14 protein-coding genes and 1 pseudogene are annotated in these 18,004 nt (G+C 61.9%); 8 read left to right on the top strand and 7 right to left on the bottom strand.

Annotated features, from left to right (window positions below; translation table 11 throughout):
• Positions 1–146 precede the first annotated feature (146 nt).
• The 4 genes from HJB84_RS00740 to HJB84_RS00725 all read left to right on the top strand — a co-directional run bounded on the left by HJB84_RS00740 (position 147) and on the right by HJB84_RS00725 (position 3,544).
• Positions 147–1,544 carry a PLP-dependent aminotransferase family protein gene (locus HJB84_RS00740; RefSeq protein WP_221114987.1) on the top strand — a complete coding sequence of 466 codons (1,398 nt, stop codon included), beginning with the start codon at positions 147–149 and terminating at the stop codon, positions 1,542–1,544.
• A 3-nt stretch (positions 1,545–1,547) separates the two neighbouring features.
• Positions 1,548–2,840: an FAD-binding oxidoreductase gene (locus tag HJB84_RS00735; protein WP_221114986.1), complete on the top strand. Its 1,293-nt coding sequence runs from the start codon at positions 1,548–1,550 to the stop codon at positions 2,838–2,840.
• A gap of 96 nt (positions 2,841–2,936) precedes the next feature.
• Entirely contained in the window at positions 2,937–3,188 is a 252-nt protein-coding gene (locus tag HJB84_RS00730; RefSeq protein ID WP_097621406.1) for a transcriptional regulator, read from the top strand.
• A 5-nt stretch (positions 3,189–3,193) separates the two neighbouring features.
• On the top strand, positions 3,194–3,544 hold the full coding sequence (locus HJB84_RS00725) for a type II toxin-antitoxin system RelE/ParE family toxin (protein WP_221115168.1): 351 nt from the start codon (positions 3,194–3,196) through the stop codon (positions 3,542–3,544).
• Between the two features lie 42 nt (positions 3,545–3,586).
• Here HJB84_RS00725 and HJB84_RS00720 read toward each other — a convergent pair whose 3' ends face one another.
• The 5 genes from HJB84_RS00720 to HJB84_RS00700 form a co-directional block, all read right to left on the bottom strand.
• Positions 3,587–4,564 (bottom strand): ABC transporter ATP-binding protein, encoded by a 978-nt coding sequence (locus HJB84_RS00720; RefSeq protein ID WP_207584863.1) that lies wholly within the window; start codon positions 4,562–4,564, stop codon positions 3,587–3,589.
• Between the two features lie 4 nt (positions 4,565–4,568).
• A complete protein-coding gene (locus tag HJB84_RS00715; RefSeq protein WP_207584864.1) occupies positions 4,569–5,396 on the bottom strand; it encodes a carbohydrate ABC transporter permease in 828 nt (275 codons plus the stop codon).
• Complete coding sequence (locus HJB84_RS00710) at positions 5,393–6,271, bottom strand: carbohydrate ABC transporter permease (protein WP_207584865.1); 879 nt, start codon at positions 6,269–6,271, stop codon at positions 5,393–5,395. The genes HJB84_RS00715 and HJB84_RS00710 overlap by 4 nt, the downstream gene beginning before the upstream one ends.
• Before the next feature lie 61 nt (positions 6,272–6,332).
• Positions 6,333–7,616, bottom strand: a complete 1,284-nt coding sequence (locus HJB84_RS00705; RefSeq protein ID WP_221114985.1) for an ABC transporter substrate-binding protein — start codon at positions 7,614–7,616, stop codon at positions 6,333–6,335.
• A gap of 37 nt (positions 7,617–7,653) precedes the next feature.
• Positions 7,654–9,975: an alpha-L-rhamnosidase gene (locus tag HJB84_RS00700; RefSeq protein WP_221114984.1), complete on the bottom strand. Its 2,322-nt coding sequence runs from the start codon at positions 9,973–9,975 to the stop codon at positions 7,654–7,656.
• A gap of 141 nt (positions 9,976–10,116) precedes the next feature.
• Between HJB84_RS00700 and HJB84_RS00695 the strand changes: the two genes are divergently transcribed.
• The gene (locus tag HJB84_RS00695) at positions 10,117–11,166 is read left to right on the top strand and encodes a LacI family DNA-binding transcriptional regulator (RefSeq protein ID WP_221114983.1); all 1,050 of its coding nucleotides are present in this window, start codon (positions 10,117–10,119) and stop codon (positions 11,164–11,166) included.
• 78 nt (positions 11,167–11,244) lie between these two features.
• Positions 11,245–12,387, top strand: coding sequence for a Xaa-Pro peptidase family protein (locus HJB84_RS00690; RefSeq protein WP_221114982.1), 1,143 nt, complete (start codon positions 11,245–11,247; stop codon positions 12,385–12,387).
• A 37-nt stretch (positions 12,388–12,424) separates the two neighbouring features.
• Here the strand turns inward: HJB84_RS00690 and HJB84_RS00685 are convergent.
• Positions 12,425–13,765 (bottom strand): annotated as a pseudogene (locus tag HJB84_RS00685) (alpha-L-fucosidase); the annotation flags it as partial.
• A 24-nt stretch (positions 13,766–13,789) separates the two neighbouring features.
• Positions 13,790–14,797: a LacI family DNA-binding transcriptional regulator gene (locus tag HJB84_RS00680; RefSeq protein WP_207584873.1), complete on the bottom strand. Its 1,008-nt coding sequence runs from the start codon at positions 14,795–14,797 to the stop codon at positions 13,790–13,792.
• 188 nt (positions 14,798–14,985) lie between these two features.
• Here HJB84_RS00680 and HJB84_RS00675 point away from each other — a divergent pair, with 188 nt between their 5' ends.
• Positions 14,986–16,911, top strand: a complete 1,926-nt coding sequence (locus HJB84_RS00675) for an ABC transporter substrate-binding protein (protein ID WP_221114980.1) — start codon at positions 14,986–14,988, stop codon at positions 16,909–16,911.
• 103 nt (positions 16,912–17,014) lie between these two features.
• Positions 17,015–18,001: an ABC transporter permease gene (locus HJB84_RS00670; RefSeq protein ID WP_207584875.1), complete on the top strand. Its 987-nt coding sequence runs from the start codon at positions 17,015–17,017 to the stop codon at positions 17,999–18,001.
• The last annotated feature ends 3 nt before the right edge of the window (positions 18,002–18,004 follow it).

Here is an 18,004-nt window from a genome sequence, read left to right as displayed (position 1 = left end):
CAAATAATTTTGTACGGTGGCGGCTACGGATCTCGAAAATACTGAAAAAGCGTGCTATGTGGCACAAAACGATGTTGAATCGCAGCACGGGTAGCCAATGCGGTGCACGATGCACATGGAATTTGTATCCCTGTTACAGGAATTGTATGTCTGAAAGATCGGAAGTAACCCGGACAAATCAGCAGCGGGAGGCGCGAATACCGGCCTATCTGGAGCTTGCAAGCGAGCTCGAGGCGAGGATCCGTTCGGGCGCCTTGCCTCCGGGCAGCCAGCTGCCGCCACAGCGTGACCTCGCACGGGAGCGGTCGCTCAATGTCTCCACGGTCACGCGCGCCTACCGCGAATTGCAGAACCTTAATCTTGTGATGGGCAGCACCCGACGCGGCACGATCGTCATTGGCGACGGCGCCATGCCGCGGGTCGACCGGGCGGCGAGCCCGGCCGGCGTCATCGACTTGACGGTCAACCGGCCGGCCGTCGACGATTTTCAGCAGCGCCTCGCCCAGTCCCTGCCGGATCTGTCCTCGGACAAACGCTTCCGCCAGATGCAGGAGTACCAGCCACCGGAAGGGCCGGCCTGGGCGCGTCACGCGGCGAAGAAATGGATAAGGCTCAACGGCTTCGACCCGTCCGAGGACGATATCGTGGTCACCAGTGGCGCGCAGCACGCTCTTCTGGCTGTCATCAGCAGCCTGATAGAGCCCGGCGACACCATCGTCTGCGACCGGCTGACCTATTACGGCCTGATCGCGCTCGCCCAGATGTTCCGTTTCCGCATTATCGGCATTGGAAGCGACGATGAGGGCATGTCGGCGGCGGAACTGGACGACATCTGCAGCCGCGAGCCGGTGCGCGCCGTCTTCACGGTTCCCTCGATGCACAACCCGACCGTCGTCACCATGAGCGAGGCCCGCCGGCGGGAACTGGTCGAGGTCGCGGAAAAGCATGATCTCGTCATCATCGAGGACGATGTCTATGGGCCGATGCTCGGGGCTCGCGCTAGCGCCCTGATCACGCTTGCTCCGGCGAGGACCTATCATATTTCCGCGCTCTCCAAGGCCTTGGCGCCGGGTCTGCGCGTCGGCTATCTGACCTGCCCGCCCGGCCGCGCGCTGCTCTCTGCCGAGGCGGTCCGCACGACTGCCTGGATGCCCTCTCCGCTGCCGCTACTGCTGGCGACTCGCTGGCTGGAGGACGGCACGGCCGAAGCGATCCTCAAGGCTCAGCTTGCAGAGCTGCGGGCGCGCCACGCGATCGTCACGACGATCCTCGCCGGCCATTCCTTCTCCGCCGATCCGCGCTGCATGTTTCTGTGGCTCAGACTGCCGGCGCCGTGGCGATGCGAGGATTTCGCCGCCAATCTGCGCGCTCACGGCGTTGCCGTCATGGCTGCAACCGCCTTTGCCTGCGACCGCCAGCCGGTCGAGCATGCCGTTCGCGTCAATGTCGGCTGCGCATCGTCGCGGGACGAACTGGCAACGGCCCTGCGCATCATCGCCGCCACGCTGAACGATCGTCCCCGCGCTCTGGCCGGCCTGGTTTAGGCGATGCACACGCCGCTCCCCGAGCTTTCACCCTTGCCCGACGCCGAGCGGCGGCATGTGGCAGTCGTCGGCGCGGGACTGGTCGGCCTCTGCTCGGCTCTCTGGCTGCAGAGAATGGGGCACCGGGTCACGATCATCGATCCGGCGCCACCATTGGGCGACGCATCCTACAGGCAGGCCTGTTCCTACGGGAATGCCTGTACCTTTGCGCCGCACGGCGTCGTCCCCGTCGCGACACCGGGCGTCATCTGGCGCGTGCCGGGCATGCTGCTCAATCCGCTCGGTCCGCTGGCAATCGTCTGGAAATACCTGCCGCAACTGGTCCCGTGGCTGCGCGCCTTCCTGGCATCGAGCACGAAGGCCGAGGTCGAGCGGATCGCCGCGACATTGGCGGTGCTGCTGTCTCACGCCGATGCCGCCTGGCAACCGCTTGTGATGCAGGCGGGCGCCGAGCGGTTGAAGCGGCATGACGGCTGCCTCTATCTCTACAAGACCGAAGCGCAATTCCGAGCGGCCAATGCCGAGAACGATCTGCGTGAACGCCATGGCGTCGCCATGGATCGGTTGGGCCAAGCCGATATCCGCAGCATCGAGCCCAATCTCGCGCCGCTCTACCACAGGGGCGTGCTGTTCCGCGACGCGTATGTGTTTTCCAGCCCCAAACAACTCGCCTTCGCGCTCGCCCAGGCTTTTGTAGACGGCGGAGGAGACATCGTCTGTGGCGAGGTCTCGGCAATCGAGCCGCACACGGACGGCATCGGTCTCAGGATCGCGGGCAAGGGAATGCTTGCGGACCACGCCGTCGTCGCCGCCGGCGCCCATTCGCGCAAGCTCACCGCATCGATCGGCGATCGCGTGCTGCTCGACACCGAGCGCGGCTATCACGTCCTGTTCCCGCAGGCGGGTCATCTTTTGTCGCGCCCGGTCTGCTATCCCGAGCACGGCTTCTACATGGTGCCGATGGCGGACGGGCTGCGTGCGGCCGGGACGGTGGAACTCGGCGGGCTTGCCGCTCCCTTGAATCCCAGGCGGACCGCAATGATCCGGGCGGGCGTGAAAAAGCTCCTGCCGGCGGCCGGAGAAGGCAGCGACGAGTGGCTGGGTTTTCGCCCATCCATGCCGGATTCGCTTCCCGTCATCGGCAACTCCCGCAGCTTGCCCCGCGTCACCTATGCCTTCGGTCATGGCCATCTCGGCCTGACATTGTCCGCCTTGACCGGCTATCTCGTTTCTGAGCTTGTCGCCGGACGGACTCCGGCCATCGATCTGGCGCCGCTGCGTCCCGACCGGTTCTGAGCCACGGATGCGCTCGGATGAGCGAAGGCGGGTGTGATGAATATTGACAATATATGCTACGCTACCCATGATAAATAAGAACGAAAGGGTATGGCGATGGCATCGGGTAGCATTCATGTGAAGGTCAGCGGGCAGTTGCAGGATCATATCCAGCAGCAGGTCGGCGACGACGGCCTCTATGAAAACGCCAGCGAATATATTCGTGCTCTCATTCGACGCGACCTGCAGACCCGTGATGAGGCCTGGGATATGCTGCAAAAGGAGCTTGCGCCCGCGATGCGGGCCGAAGACAGCGAATTTGTCGCCGTTTCGGCCGAAGACGTCATCCGCCGTAACAAGCGCCGATAAGCATGGTGATGGCCTATCGATTTTATCCGCGCGCCGACGTCGCGCAGGACAAGATTTGGCGTGACACGGTCGAGGCGTGGGGAGAGAAGCAGGCGGACGCCTATATTCTCGGGCTGCACGCCTTTTTGCGGCGTTTATGCGAGGATCGGTCGATCTGGCGACAGCTTCCGCAACGTCTGGCGGTTCCGGCAGACATCCAGCGTTCGGCCTATTTCGGTCGCTATGAACATCACTATGTGTTCTTTCGGGAGCTTCAGAACGGTGATCTTGGTGTCATGAGCATTCTTCACGAACGGATGAATCTGCCGATCCGGCTCAAAGAGGACCTGGCGGCTCTCTTGAACAAACAAGCGTGACACGGATTTTCGTCGGCTTGCCGTGATGGCTTCGGTCCGGCCTCAGAACCGATGTTCGGCTCCCTCGACCGGGTCTGCCCAGACCGTCATGTCAGGCGCAAACGGCGTCTCGCCTTCAGCGCGCACGACCATCTCGCCGAGTTCCGGGACATCGAGATAGAGGATCGCATCGGCACCGAGCCGTTCGACATGCCGGATCTTGCCTTGCCATTGTCCGGCATCTTCCGAAAGCCTGATATGTTCCGGACGGATGCCGTAGGTTGTGCAGTTCAATCGCCGTGCGGTTTCGCCGCCATAGAGGTTCATCTTCGGGCTGCCGATGAAGCCGGCGACGAAGGGTGTCGCGGGATTGCGGTAGAGTTCCATCGGGCTGCCGATCTGCTCGACTGCTCCGCCGTTGAGCACGACGATCTTGTCCGCCATCGTCATCGCCTCGACCTGGTCGTGGGTGACATAGATCATCGTCGACTTCAGGCGGGCGTGAAGATCGGCGATCTCAAGACGCATCTGAGCTCTAAGCGACGCGTCCAGATTGGAGAGCGGTTCGTCGAATAGGAAGACCTGGGGATCGCGAACGATCGCGCGGCCGATGGCGACGCGCTGCCTCTGGCCGCCGGAGAGCGCTTTCGGTTTTCTCTGCAAGAGATGGGTGAGCTGCAGCGTTTCGGCCGTGGCAGCAACCTTTTCGGCGATCTCCGCCTTCGGGCGGCGGGCAAGCGAAAGTCCGAAGCCGATATTCTCGGCAACGGTCATATGCGGGTAGAGCGCATAGCTCTGGAACACCATGGCAATGCCGCGCTCGGAGGGTTCGGCATAGGTCACGTCCTTGCCGCCGATGGTCAGCGCGCCCGACGTCGTCTCCTCCAGGCCGGCGATGATGCGCAGCAGCGTCGACTTCCCGCATCCAGACGGGCCGACGAAAACGACGAACTCGCCGGAGGCAACCTCCAGATCGACCCCCTTGATGACTTCGAGGGCGCCGAAGCTCTTGCGAACCTGTTTGAGAGTGAGCTCAGCCATTCCACTACCCTTTGACTGCGCCTGATGTCATGCCCGCGACGATCTGGCGGTTGAAGAAGATGAAGACGATCAGCGGCGGGATCGTAACGAGGAGGATGTTCATGAAGAGAAGATTGTACTGGCTCGTATACATGCTCTGGAAATTATAGAGTGTCAGCTGCACCGTCACGTTCTCCTTGCCGGGCAGGTAGTAGAGCGGGTTGGTGAAATCGTTGAAGATCGCAATCGACTGCACGACGATGTTGGTGACGGTCACCGGCTTCAGCAGCGGCAGGATCACCCTGAAGAAAATCTGCCGGGGCTTTGCGCCGTCAATCAGCGCCGCCTCGTCGAGGTCGCGCGGTATGGTCGAAATGAACGACCGGTAGAGCAAGGTCGAGAACGAGAGATTATAGGCGACCTGGATCAGGATCATCCCGGTCATGGTCTTGAAGAGGCCGATATCCTGCAGCAGGCCGATCGTCGGAACGACGGCGGGCGGCATCATCAGCCCCATGAAAAGGGCAATGGATGCCACCCTGTTCCAGGCGGTCTTGCGGCGCTGCATGACATATCCGACCATCGCCGACAGCAGGATGAGGATGGTGACGGAGACGACGGTGATCAGGGTCGAATTGAAATAGGCAAGCACCAGCTGATAATCGCGCGCCTTGAAGACGGCGACAAGATTGTCCCAGAACAGCCACTGCGCAGGCAGTTCGAAATCGAGGCGGGACGCTTCGGACTTCGACTTGACCGCCTGGAGAGCGACGAAAACGAAGGGCATGACGAAGATGACGGCAGCGACGGCAAGGGCTATCGCGCCGGTCACATAAGGGCGGATGCTTCTCATTCTTCGACCCCGCGCCGGTTGAGCCATAGGGTGAGTGGCAGGATGATTGCGGCAATCAGCGCAAACAGGATGACGTTTCCGGCGGTCGACAGACCGTAGAAGCCTGCCTGGTACTGCTTGTAGATGACCGAGGCGATCACATCGGAGGAAAAACCCGGCCCGCCGCGGGTCATTGCCCATATCAGATCGAATGAGCGAAGCCCGCCGATCAGCGATAATGTCACGACGGTGACGGTGGCGGGACGCACAAGCGGCAGGGTAACCCGGAAAAATTGCTGAAGACGCGTGGCTCCGTCAATTCTCGCCGCCTCATAATAGTCGGGGCTGATCGCAGCAAGGCCGGCGATGAAGATCAGGGTGGCGAGGCCGACACCCTTCCAGAGGTCGACCAGGGCCACCGAAAAAAGCGCGAGCGCCGGATTGGTGAGCCATCCCGGCCCTGGGATGCCGAGCGTTTCGAGCGTGACATTGATGATGCCTTTGGTCGGATGCATCATCACGGTGAAGGTGATGCCGATGCCGATCGTCGAGACCAGGACGGGAAAGAAGACCAGCGTGCGCAGGAAGCCGCGGGCGAAGATATTGCTGGTCAAGAGCACCGCCAGCAGCAGCCCGCAGACCGTCTTCAGGCCGGATGTCGTCACGGCATAGATCAGCGTGTTGACCAGCCCCCTGACCAGGAACGGTTCGGAAAAGAACTGCTGAAAGTTTTCGAGCCCGATGAATTCGGCCGTCGAAAGATCCCAGCGCGTCAGGCTGAACCAGAGAGACGATACCGTCGGAACCAGAAACAGCACGCCGTAGATGATGGCGGCGGGAATGAAAAACCACAGCGGGTAGGGCGATTTGCGCGAGCGGGGGCGTGTCTCGATCATATCTATCTCTTCGATCGGGTGGAACCTCGCCCCTCGGGAGCGAGGTTGTCTCGAAAGACCGCTACCAGTTCGGCAGGCCGAGCTGCTTGGCCTGTTTGCGCACATCGTCGTCATAGAGTTTCGCCGCTTCGGCCGGCTGGCGAATGCCGGAGCCGACTTCGACGGTGATCTGCTCGAGGGCCGGCCCCTTGACCGGCGAAACGAATTCCAGCGCCGGGGTCGTCTTGTCCTTGGCGTCGAAATAGGGGAGCATGTCCTTTACCGCAGGCGGTACGTCAGCAGGCAGATCGCAGCCGTCGATCAAGGGAGGCCCCTGCACGGTGTTGGTTTCAACCATGATCTTGCAGCCTTCGACGCTTCCGGCGAAATCCACGAATTTCTTCGCTTCCTCGGCGTGCTGGCTGGTCAGCGGAATATAAAGGGCCGGCGGCATCCAGACCGTCAGGCCGTTCGTCGCCGCATCGTCGCTCGGCTGCGCAAAGAACCCGACATCTGCGAGGTTCTCGGGATAATTCTGCTTGAGCGCGCCGACTGCGAAGCTCAGCATCGGATAATGCGCGGCCTCGCCGGTCGCCACCATTCTCAGGCCGTCGTCATAGCTTGCCGCGCCGAAGTCCTCGTTCATCAGGCCGGCGTCGTGAATGTCCTTCAGCCGTTCGAAGCCTTTCATGGCCGCCGGCGTTTCCGCGTATTTCGCCTTGTTGGCGGTATAGTCGGCGGCGAAGTTCGGCACCGCCGCGTGCAGGTTGTAATAGTCGGCCAGAACGAATAGCTGCGAGGTCCAGGTATCGCGATAGGTCTGCGCCACGGCGACCTTGCCTGAGGCTTTGACCTTGGCGTTGTTGGCCATGAAATCAGCCCATGTCTTCGGAACGGTGAGGCCGAGGTCCTGGTAGATTTTCCTGTTGTAGAGGATGCCGCCGGCCATCGCCGTACCGAAGGGAACGCCGTAGAGCTTGCCGTCGGCGCTGACCACCGACTTGAAGCCGTCGTCCACCTTCGCCTGCGACGCGAGCCCGCTCAGATCGACGAGCGTCTGCGCCGGCTTCAGCGCCTGCAGCAGCGAACCGGAATTATAGAGGAACACATCGGACATCTCGCCCGTTGCCAGGCGCGTCTTGATGATGTTGTCACCCTCGCCACCGCCCGCCCGCGGCTCGATTTCGATCGTCACGTCAGGCGCCTTGGCCTGGTAGGCGGCAACCAGCGCTTCGGCCGCTGCGACCGTGTCGGGGTTGTTGTCGATCAGGAACGACAGCGTCGTTTCCGCATGCGACGGGCCGGCCGCGACCAACGCCAAAAGCGCGGATGCGCCGGCGAGAATAAGCTTTATCCGATGTGTCATGACGTTCCTCCTCTGAACGATGTGACGTGTATGCTCCTCAAGAATCCGGTATCCAAAAAACCAACTGGTGCGTGCCCGGGGGAAGGACGGCTTCCTCGACGACAGGCTCGCCGTTGAGCGACGGGTTCCGGTGCCGCCGCCCGGGCCGGAAGCGGCCGATGCATCCTTCCGGAAGGGTCAGCACATAGGTGACCTTGTTGCCGGTGCAATGCCAGCCGGCCTCGATGCGGCCCTGGTCGATGTCATGATGGGCCGCAACCGGCGAGAGATCGGCAATCGGCGCGGGATCGACGATCACCTCGGCAAATCCGGGTGCATCAGGGCTCGGCGAAATTCCGGCAACGGATTCGAACAGCCATTGGCAGACGGCGCCATAGGCGTAGTGGTTGTAGCTGTTCATGTCGGGTTCGTAGATCGTGCCGTCCGGCGCCATCGAATCCCAGCGCTCCCAGATCGTCGTCGCCCCCTTCGAGACCTGGTAGAGCCAGCCTGGCACGTCTTCCTGCAGGAAGACCTTTGCCGCCAGGTCGTCCATCCCGAGCTTCGTCAGGGCCGGCAGCAGGGCAGGTGTGCCGATGAAGCCGGTGCCGATCCTGTAGTCGGCATCGATGATCACCTGACGGAAATGCTGCTCGGCGGCTGGCCGATGTTCTGCCGGTATCAGATCGTGCAGGAAGGCCAGCGCATAGGACGTCTGGTCGTTATGCGCCAGCCGTCCCGCCGGCGTGATGAACTCGTTGGCGAAGGCCCGCCGGATCTCGCCGGCCCGCCGCTTCATCTCATCTTCAAGCTTATGCTCGCCGAGAACGGCTGCGATCTTCGCCAGAAGGTCGGTCGAGATGAAGTGATAGAGTGTCGCCGCGCAGTCGTCGGCGATCGTCGGACGGGGTTTTCTGTTGTCGCCGACCGGCTGCAGCCAGTCTCCGAAGGTAAAGCCGCGATCGCCCCAGCGGGACGGCGGGCGCACCAGCGGACCATCCGAGATCGACCAGACGAAATCGACCCAGCGGACCATGGAATCCAGGCACTCGGACAGCACGGCCCGATCGCCGTAATGGGTGTAGAGAACCCAGGGGATGACGACAATCGCGTCGCCCCAGCCGGTCGAGCCGGCATAGCCCGGGAAATCGGCGGGATGCAGACGTGTCGGATCCGGCGAAAAATGCGAGACGGCGCCGTCCTCGCGCTGGTCGGCCATCACATCGCGCAGATACTTTTTCAGGAAAGACTGGCTGTCGCTCAGCCAGCAGGCGGTTGCGGCAAATACCTGGGCGTCGCCCGTCCAGCCCAGGCGTTCGTCGCGCTGCGGGCAATCTGTGGGCACTTCGACGAAATTGGCGCGCTGCGACCAGATGGTGTTCTCGACGAGGCGATTGACGAGGGGATTGCCGCAGGTGAAGCCGCCGGCAGGCTCGGGCACCGACGTGATCGGGATGGATGCGATTGCAAGAATCTCAGCATCGCCTGTGATGGTCACCCTGGCATAGCGGAAACCTTGAAAGGTGAAATGCGGCGCGTAGGTCTCGTCGCCGTCTCCGCGCAGTGTATAGACGGTCTGCGCCACGGCCGCGCGATAATTGCGATTGTCGAAGTGACGGTCGGGGCCGAGCACTTCCGAATGCTCCACCTGCACTTCGGCACCGCTAGCTCCCCGAACCGTATATCTGATATAACCGCCGGCATTCTGACCGAAATCGTAAACCGTCCTGCCGTCTTCGTCGGTCCAGCTTTCGATCGGGGCAAGCGGCGGCAATTCCCGCACCGCCGCGGTTTCATGGGCGACGAGCAGCGCTCTGTCGAACGGCAATCTTTCGGTGCCATGGGTCCCTACAAGATTTTCTGCGCGCGCATCGTAGATCTCGCCGAAATAGATGCCCGACTTCAGGATCGGCAACAGACCGCTCCGCCATGTGGTGTCGGTGGAAAGAAGGGTGCCGTCCGGTCCGATGAGATCCGCGATGGCGCCGATTCTGTCGCCCCAGCAGTTCGCGATCGCCTTGGCGCCCCACATCAAGGGCGAGCGGTACCATCCGTCGGCAAGCCAGATCTCGATCCGGTTCTGGCCTGGCTTGAGCAGGTTCGACACGTCATATCGCTGATAGGCAAGGCGATCGTCGTAATTCGTCCAGCCGGGTGTCAGCAGGTCGTCGCCGACCCGGGCGCCGTTGATGAAGCAGCGATAGAGGCCGAGGGCCGAGATGAACAGCTCGACCGGAAGCTTGGAGCCGTCATGTTCGAAGGTTTGGGCGACGAAGCTTGCGGCCGTTCCCTGGCCGCCATCCGACAGCGGCGCGATCATCTCTCCCGACCAGGTGCGCGAAACGCGGTTGCCGCTGATGGCTGCCGGCTGAAAGTTCATCAAAACCTCCCAATGATTTGTAGAACGGTCTCCGTATAACGTTCTACATTTTTTTCGAAAGCGCAATAGAAATTTCGTTGCCGGTCTGCCATGGTGGTTTTGCGGGCGATTGACGACCCGTAGCCGCAAGCCCGGGATTTCATGTCAGTCGAAGACAAACACAAGCCGCAACGAAACGATCGCGCGACGATCCGAACGGTGGCCGCGCATGCAGGCGTATCGGTCGCGGCGGTTTCCAAGGTGATGCGGAACGCCTACGGCGTCAGCGAAGCGCTGCGCGCAAAGGTTACCGAGGCCATCGGGGAGCTCGGATATCGCCCCTCGCGGGCGGCGCGCGGATTGCGCGGCCAGAGTTTCACCATCGGCGTGCTGCTGATCGACATCCGCAACCCCTTCCTGCCCGACGTGATCGCCGGCGTGAACGGGGTGCTGGCGCCGTCGCACTATCAGGCGATGATCGGCGTCAGCGATGCGCGCGTGCAACTGGAGACCTCGTTGATCGAGTCGATGATCGACTACAAGATGGACGGCCTTATCCTGGTTGCGCCGCGGCTGCCCTCGGAGATCCTCGCAAAATTTGCGGTTCAGGTACCGATCGTCACGGTCGGTTACCACGATGCCAGCGCCACGGCCTTCGATACCATCAATGCCGACGACCAGCGGGGGGCGGAGATCGCCGTCGAAGCGCTGTTTGCCTGCGGCTACCGCGATATCGGCATGCTGAGCCTCGGCGAGCGCGAGGGGCACGCGGTTTCCGTCGTCCGCCAGCGTGAGATCGGGTTCCGCCGGGCGATGCAGCGCGGCGGGCTCGGCTCGCCGGGGCCGATCGTCAAAATTCCCATGGCCTCGCCAAAGCGGGAAGAGGCGATGCGAAAATTCCTGTCGCGGCAAGACAGGCCGCGCGCCGTGTTCTGCTGGAGCGATCTCGACGCCATCACCCTTCTCAGCCTGGCGATGGAGATGGGCGTGCGCGTGCCCGAGGACCTCGCCGTCATCGGATACGACAATTCATCGACCGCAGCCCTCGGCCTTGTCAATCTCGCCAGCATCGATCAGTCGGGCAGGGAACTCGGCCAGGTTGCCACCCAGGCCCTCATTTCCAGAATTGAAGGTCGCACCGCATCCGAGCATATTCTCCAGACACCGTCGCTGGTCAGCCGCAACAGCCTGGCCCGGTCCGATACGAAATAGCGCTGATGGGTAAGACCGGCAGCGGCTGTCCACACTCGCCGGCCCCGTCAGCACGCACAGCAAGAGCAGGAAAACGAAATGTCGTGGCAGCACCCCGTACCCCGCATAACCGATGAGGAGCGGCAGCGCCGCCTCAGCAGGCTTCGGCAAGTGATCGAAGTCCACGGATTGGCTGGCATGCTTCTCGGACCGACCGAAAGCCTGCGTTATTTCACCGGGCTCGTCGGGCATCCGAGCGAAAGGTTTCTCGGCGCCCTCGTTACGCCGACGGCGGTTTCCTACATCGTTCCGGGTTTCGAGCGCAGCCGCGTCGAAACCCTGCCGCATCTGCCGGGGGAAATCCTGGTCTGCGAAGAGGAGGAGAGCAGCGCTGCGCTCATCGCGCGCCTTGTCGGCCAAGGCGGCAGGCTCGCCCTCGATGATGGGTTGCCGCTTTTCTTCTATCACGCCCTGGCCGCGGCGATGGGCGCCGGAAGGCTTGTCGATGGCGGACGGCTGGTCCGCGATCTGCGTCGGATCAAATCGGCTGCCGAGATCGCGCTCATTCAATATGCGATGAACCTGACGCTCGACGTCCACAGGCAGGTGCATGCGCTGTTGAAACCCGGCATCAAATCATCCGAAGTGGTCGATTTCATCGATCACCGGCATCGCCAGGCCGGCGCCGATTCCGGCTCGACATTCTGCATCGTCTCGTTTGGCGCCGCGACCGCGCTTCCGCATGGCGCCGACGGCGATCAGGTGCTTGGCCGTGACGACGTCATCCTCGTCGACACCGGCTGCCGGATCGACGGTTATCATTCCGATATTACCCGGACTTACATGCTGGAGGGCGGCAACAGCGCCTTTGAACGCGCCTGGTGGATCGAACGCGAGGCACAGCAGGCCGTCTTCGACGCCGCCCGGATCGGCGCCGCCTGCTCGAGCCTCGACAATGCCGCCCGCAAGGTACTTGCCAAACATTCCCTCGGCCCCGACTACCGCCTGCCGGGATTGCCGCACCGCGCCGGTCATGGGCTCGGATTGGAGATCCACGAGGAGCCCTACATCGTTCGCGGCAACGACACGCCACTTGCCGCCGGCATGTGTTTTTCCAACGAGCCGATGATCGTCTTTCCCGAAAAATTCGGGATTCGGCTGGAGGACCATATCTACATGACCGCCGAGGGACCGCGCTGGTTTACCAATCCCGCGACGGGGCCGACCGAGCCGTTCTCCTGAGCAGACGCCATGCCTCGCCCGCCCAAGCCGTTGCATCTTAATCCTGAACGGCGGGCGCGCTTCCGGCCTTAAGCTTGACTTCGATGACCGGGACGACGACCCCGGGTCGGCGCACCGGCAGGACGAATGTCAGTTCGTCGTCGGCGACGGCGAACTGGGTGTTCGTCCATAAGGTATTGGCGGAGGGGCGCAGCCAGGTCACTTCGCTGGCATCATGCAAGAATTGCGCATATTCGACTTTTCCGGCCAAAGCATCGAAATGCAAATGCTTATAGGGCCAGTTGAAGAGATGGATATAGAGGCGATCGCCGTTCTGGGTCAGGCGGCAATCGGGCGGGGCGGTGAAGTCCGATTGGGTGCAGCCGACGATGCTGCGCTCGTGCAGCGCCATCCACTCCTCATAGGCGGCAAGGGCTGATATTGCGCGGTGGTCGAGCGTGCCGCGCGCCGTCGGCCCGACATTCATCAGCAGATTGCCGCCTATGGCAACGGTGCCGACCAGCATCTGCACCAGTTGCTCCGTGCTTTTCCAGGTGTCCTCGTCGCGGTGATAGCCCCAGGAACCGCTGAGCGTCTGGCAGGCTTCCCAGACGACGCGCCTGCCGTCGCGTTTCGGCCAGGCGCGCGGCATATATTGTTCCGGCGTGACGATGTCGGGCTGCAGACCGGCGAGATCGAGGCGGTTGTTGATGATGATGTCGGGGGCAAGCTCGCGCACCATGCGCACGAGCTTCTCGCTTTCCCAGTCCCGATGGCCCTTTCCGACCAACTCTCCGAGCTTCCACTGCGGATAGCTGAAATCGAACCACATGATGTCGATCTGCCCGAACTCGGTCAGCAACTCGCGCACCTGTTCGCGCATGAAGGCGGCATAACGGAGCATATCACGGCCTTCGTTGATCTCTAACGCATCGGGATGATTGCGCTGCGGATGGCGCGGATCGACCGTGAAGTCGCGATGATGCCAGTCGATCAGCGAATAGTAGAAGCCGATCCTCAGGCCCTCGGCGCGGAAGGCGTCGACGAATGGGCGCAGCAGATCCTTGCCATAAGGCGTGTTGGTCACCTTGAAGTCGGTCGCCTTGGTATCCCAGAGGCAGAAGCCTTCATGATGCTTGGTCGTCAGCACCACGTATTTCATGCCCGCAGCCTTGGCGCGTCTCGCCCATTCACGCGGGTCATAGAGATCGGGATCGAAATGATCGAAATATTTCTGGTAGTCGGCGTCGTTCAGTTCTTCGCGGCTCTTAACCCATTCATGGCGCGCCGGCAGGGCATAAAGCCCCCAATGCACGAACATGCCGAACCGCTCGTGGACGAACCAGGCCTTCTTCTCCTCGGGCAAGGCCAGTGAATGCAGATTGTCGCCATCCATGGGATATTCCTCCTGTTGATAGTGGAATCAGGTCGTTTCGCGGACGATGAGTTCGGGCACGATGACGATGCCGTGCTGACGGTTCTTGGTGGCGATGCGGCTGAGCAGCAGGCGCACGGCTTCCTCTCCCATTTCCCGTTTCTGCACCCGCAGCGTGGTGAGCGCCGGAGACAGCAGTTCGGCCGTCGGGATGTCGTCGAAGCCGATGAGGGCGATCTGCTCGGGGATCAAGATGTGGGCTGCCCGGCAGGCCTTCATGGCGCCGATCGCATTGAGGTCGTTGTAGCAGATAAGGGCATCGATGCCCGGCGTTTCCGCCAGCAACTGCGCGGCCGCCGTCTGCCCGCCGGCCGCGGTCGGATCGCAATAGACGATGCCATGCGCCTTCAGCCCATGGGCCGCCAGCGTCTTGCGGAAACCGACGAGACGGCTCTTGCCGCCGAACGAGCTGCGCGGCCCGGCGACGATCGCGATTTTGCGGCGGCCGCGCTCGACCAGATGATCGACGGCACGCGATGCCCCGGTCTCGTAGTCGGTGACGATCGTCCCGGCGATCTCGTTGGGCGCCTCGCGGTTGATGAGGACCACGGCGCGGTGGGGCGCCAGCGCCTTATGAAGCGCCGCATCGGGCAGTCGGGCGCTGCAGACGATGATCCCGTCGACTCGATGCCGCAGCAGCGTTTCGATGAGTTCTTCCTCACGTTTGCTGTTCTCGACGACATTGGCCAGAAGCAGATTGTAGCCGGCGGCGCTCGCGGCATCCTCGGCCCCCCGGATGACCTCGGGAAAAAACGGATTGGTGATGTCTGGAACCAGAAGGCCGATGGTTTTCGACCGGTCGGACCGCAATCCGCGCGCAAAGGGATTGGGCCGGTAATTGAGTTCGCTTGCTGCTGAAATGATGCGTTGACTGGTTTCCGCGCTGGCGCCGCCCTGGCCGTTGAGTACGCGCGATACCGTCATCGGCGACACGTCTGCGGCGCGGGCGACATCGGCGATGGTTATTTTGGAGTCTGGTTCTTTGGGGCGGCTCAACGGCTGTCTCTGAGAAGGGCGGGGAATTTACGATAACGATAACTAACAGGATTTTCGAGAAAGCCAAGCCTTGTGGGTCGAGTATCGGGCGGAACGAATCTTTTTGACAAGAGATTACGATAACGATAACGTTCGCAAAAGAGGAGAATACGTTAACGATAGCCTATGCAGAATGTTGGGAGGACAGAATGCAGCACGTCAGAATTCTAAGACGGCAGGTTGTTTCGACCGTTGCCGCGGCGATCCTCATGGGTGTCGGTTGGGCCGGCGCCGCTTTCGGCTTTCAGGAGTCGCCGGAATTGAAGGCGCTGGTCGACGCCGGCAAGCTGCCGCCGGTTGAAAAGCGGCTGCCCAAGGAGCCACTGGTGCTGACGCCGCTTGAATCGGTCGGTACCTATGGCGGCACCTGGCGCACGGCCACCTTTGGCGGCGGCGACAGCGAGATCGAACGTTCGATCGGCTATACGAGATTGGTCCGCTGGAATCCGGAATGGACCGAGGTGATCCCCGACATCGCCAAGAGCGTCGAGGTCAACGAGAATGCCACCGAATACACGTTCACCCTGCGGGAAGGCACGCGTTGGTCGGACGGCGAGCCCTTCACCGCCGACGATCTGGTGTGGTGGAACGAGAACGTGCTGCGCAACACCAAGATCACGCCTGCAGCGCCGGATTGGCTGACCGCGGGTGGTCAGACCGTCAAGGTCGAAAAGCTCGCCGACGACAAGGTGGTCTTCAAGTTCGCTGCCCCGAACGGCCTGTTCCTGATGAACATGGCGACCGTGCGCGGTTCCGATATCCTCGCTGCCGCACCGGCCCATTACCTCAAGCAGTTCCACAAGGATTTCAATCCCGACGGCGTCGACGCCCTGGTAAAGGCGGCCGGCGCGACCGACTGGGTCCAGCTCTTCAACAACAAGATCGGCTTCCCCGGCCGCTGGCGTGATCTCGGCCGCCCGACGCTCGACGCCTGGGTGCTGACCGCGCCCTATAACGGCACCACCCAGGTCGTCGCCGAACGCAATCCCTATTATGCCAAGGTGGATACTTCAGGAAATCAGCTGCCTTACTTCGATCGCATCACCATCGACGTGATGCAGGATACCCAGGCGATCATCCTGAAGGCGATCAGCGGCGAAATCGACATGCAGAACCGCTTCATCGAGACGACGGACGCCCGCACTGTCATCGTGCAGAACCAGCAGAAGGCCGGTTACGGCCTGTTCATCGCCCGGCCGGCATGGTCGAACGCCCTTTTGATCACCCTGAACGAGACCCACAAGAATCCGGCCTTGCGCGCCGTCTTCTCCAACAAGGATTTTCGCATCGGCCTCAGCTATGCCATCAACCGCGAGGAGCTCAACCAGCTGATCTATGCCGGACAAGCCAAGCCCTATCAGGCGGCACCCCGCGAAGGCACCGCGCTCTACGACGAGAAAATGGCGACGCAATATCTGGAATATAACGTCGACCTCGCCAACCAGTATCTCGACAAGGCCGGCCTGAGCAAAAAAGACGGCGACGGCTATCGCCTCGGTCAGGACGGCAAGCGGATCACCTTTGCGATCGATGCGCTGACCGGAAGCCCGATCCAGGTCGACGCGCTCGAAATGATCCAGCGCTACTGGCGGGCGGTCGGCATCGACATGCAGCCCCGGCCGGCCGAGCGTTCGCTGATCTTCTCCCGCCTGCAGAACAACGAGAATGACGGTCTCGCCTGGGTCGGCGGCGGGGGCTACGATTTCCTCGGCCTGCTCGATCCCAAATGGTATTTCCCGCATGAGTATGAATCAAGCTTCGCGACAGCCTGGGGCCTCTACTACCAGAACCCCAAGGATCCGAACGCTGAGGAGCCCAGCCCAGCCGCCAAGAAGCAGATGGATCTCTATCGGCAGGTGCAGGAAGCCCCGACGCTCGAAAAGCAGCTTGAAGCGATGAAAGAACTGCTGGCGATCACGCGTGACGAATTCTACGTCATCGGCACCAACCTGGAGCCGGACCGCGTCGGCATCGTCAAGACCGCTATGCGCAACGTCCCCAAGGTCATCCCCAGCACGTCGTTCTACATGACGCCGGGACCGGCGAAGCCCGAGACCTTCTACTACCAGCAATAAGACACATGATCGGCCGGAATGGCGTCCGCGGGCGCCCTTCCGACACCAGCCCCGCCCCAATCACCCAGACCGATCGGCGATCGCCGGTTGAAGGAGCTTGAACATGGCCGGCTTCATCATCAGACGTCTGCTTTACATGATCCCGATGATGTTTGCGATCTCCGTCGTGACCTTCATCATCATCCAGCTGCCGCCGGGTGACTTCCTGACCGCGATGACCGCGCGCCTCGCCTCGCAGAGCGAAACCATCGACCCCGGCGTTATCGCCGGCCTGCGCGAACGCTATGGCCTCGATCAGCCCTGGGCGGTGCAATACTGGAAATGGATCAGCGGCATTCTGCTGCATGGCGATTTCGGCCAGTCTTTCGACTGGAACAAGCCGGTCAGCGAACTGATCTGGGCACGCATGAGCCTGACGATGGTGGTCTCGGTGACCACGCTGCTCTTCGTCTGGGCGGTGGCCTTTCCAATCGGCATCTATTCGGCGGTGCGGCAATATTCGGTGGGCGATTATTTCGCCACCTTCTTCGGTTTCCTCGGCCTCGCCATTCCGAACTTCCTGCTGGCGCTGGTGCTGATGTTCGTCTCGGCGCAGTATTTCGGCCAAAGCGTCGGCGGGCTGTATTCGCCGAGCTATATAAATGCCGCCTGGAGCTGGGCCAAACTCGGCGATCTCGTGTCACATATGTGGATCCCGGTCGTCGTGCTCGGCACCGGCGCTACGGCTGCGCTGATCCGCATCATGCGTGCCAACCTGCTGGACGAGCTCAACAAGCCTTATGTCGATATGGCCCGGGCTCGGGGCCTCAGCGAAATCCGGCTGCTATTGAAATATCCGGTGCGGGTGGCGCTCAACCCTTTCGTCTCCACCGTCGGCTGGGTGCTGCCGCACCTCGTCTCGGGTTCGGTGGTGGTCTCCATCGTTCTCAGCCTGCCGATCACCGGGCCGCTTCTGCTCAATGCCCTGTTTGCCCAGGACATGTATCTGGCCGGCACCTTCATCCTGCTGATGAGCATGCTGACGCTGATCGGCACGCTGATCTCAGACCTGCTGCTCGCCTGGCTCGATCCCCGTATCCGCAATGGCTGAAGG

This window comes from Rhizobium sp. NZLR1b (assembly GCF_019685155.1).
In the GTDB taxonomy this organism is placed as follows: Bacteria; Pseudomonadota; Alphaproteobacteria; order Rhizobiales; family Rhizobiaceae; genus Rhizobium.
This window is presented reverse-complemented; position numbering and strand designations above follow the sequence as displayed.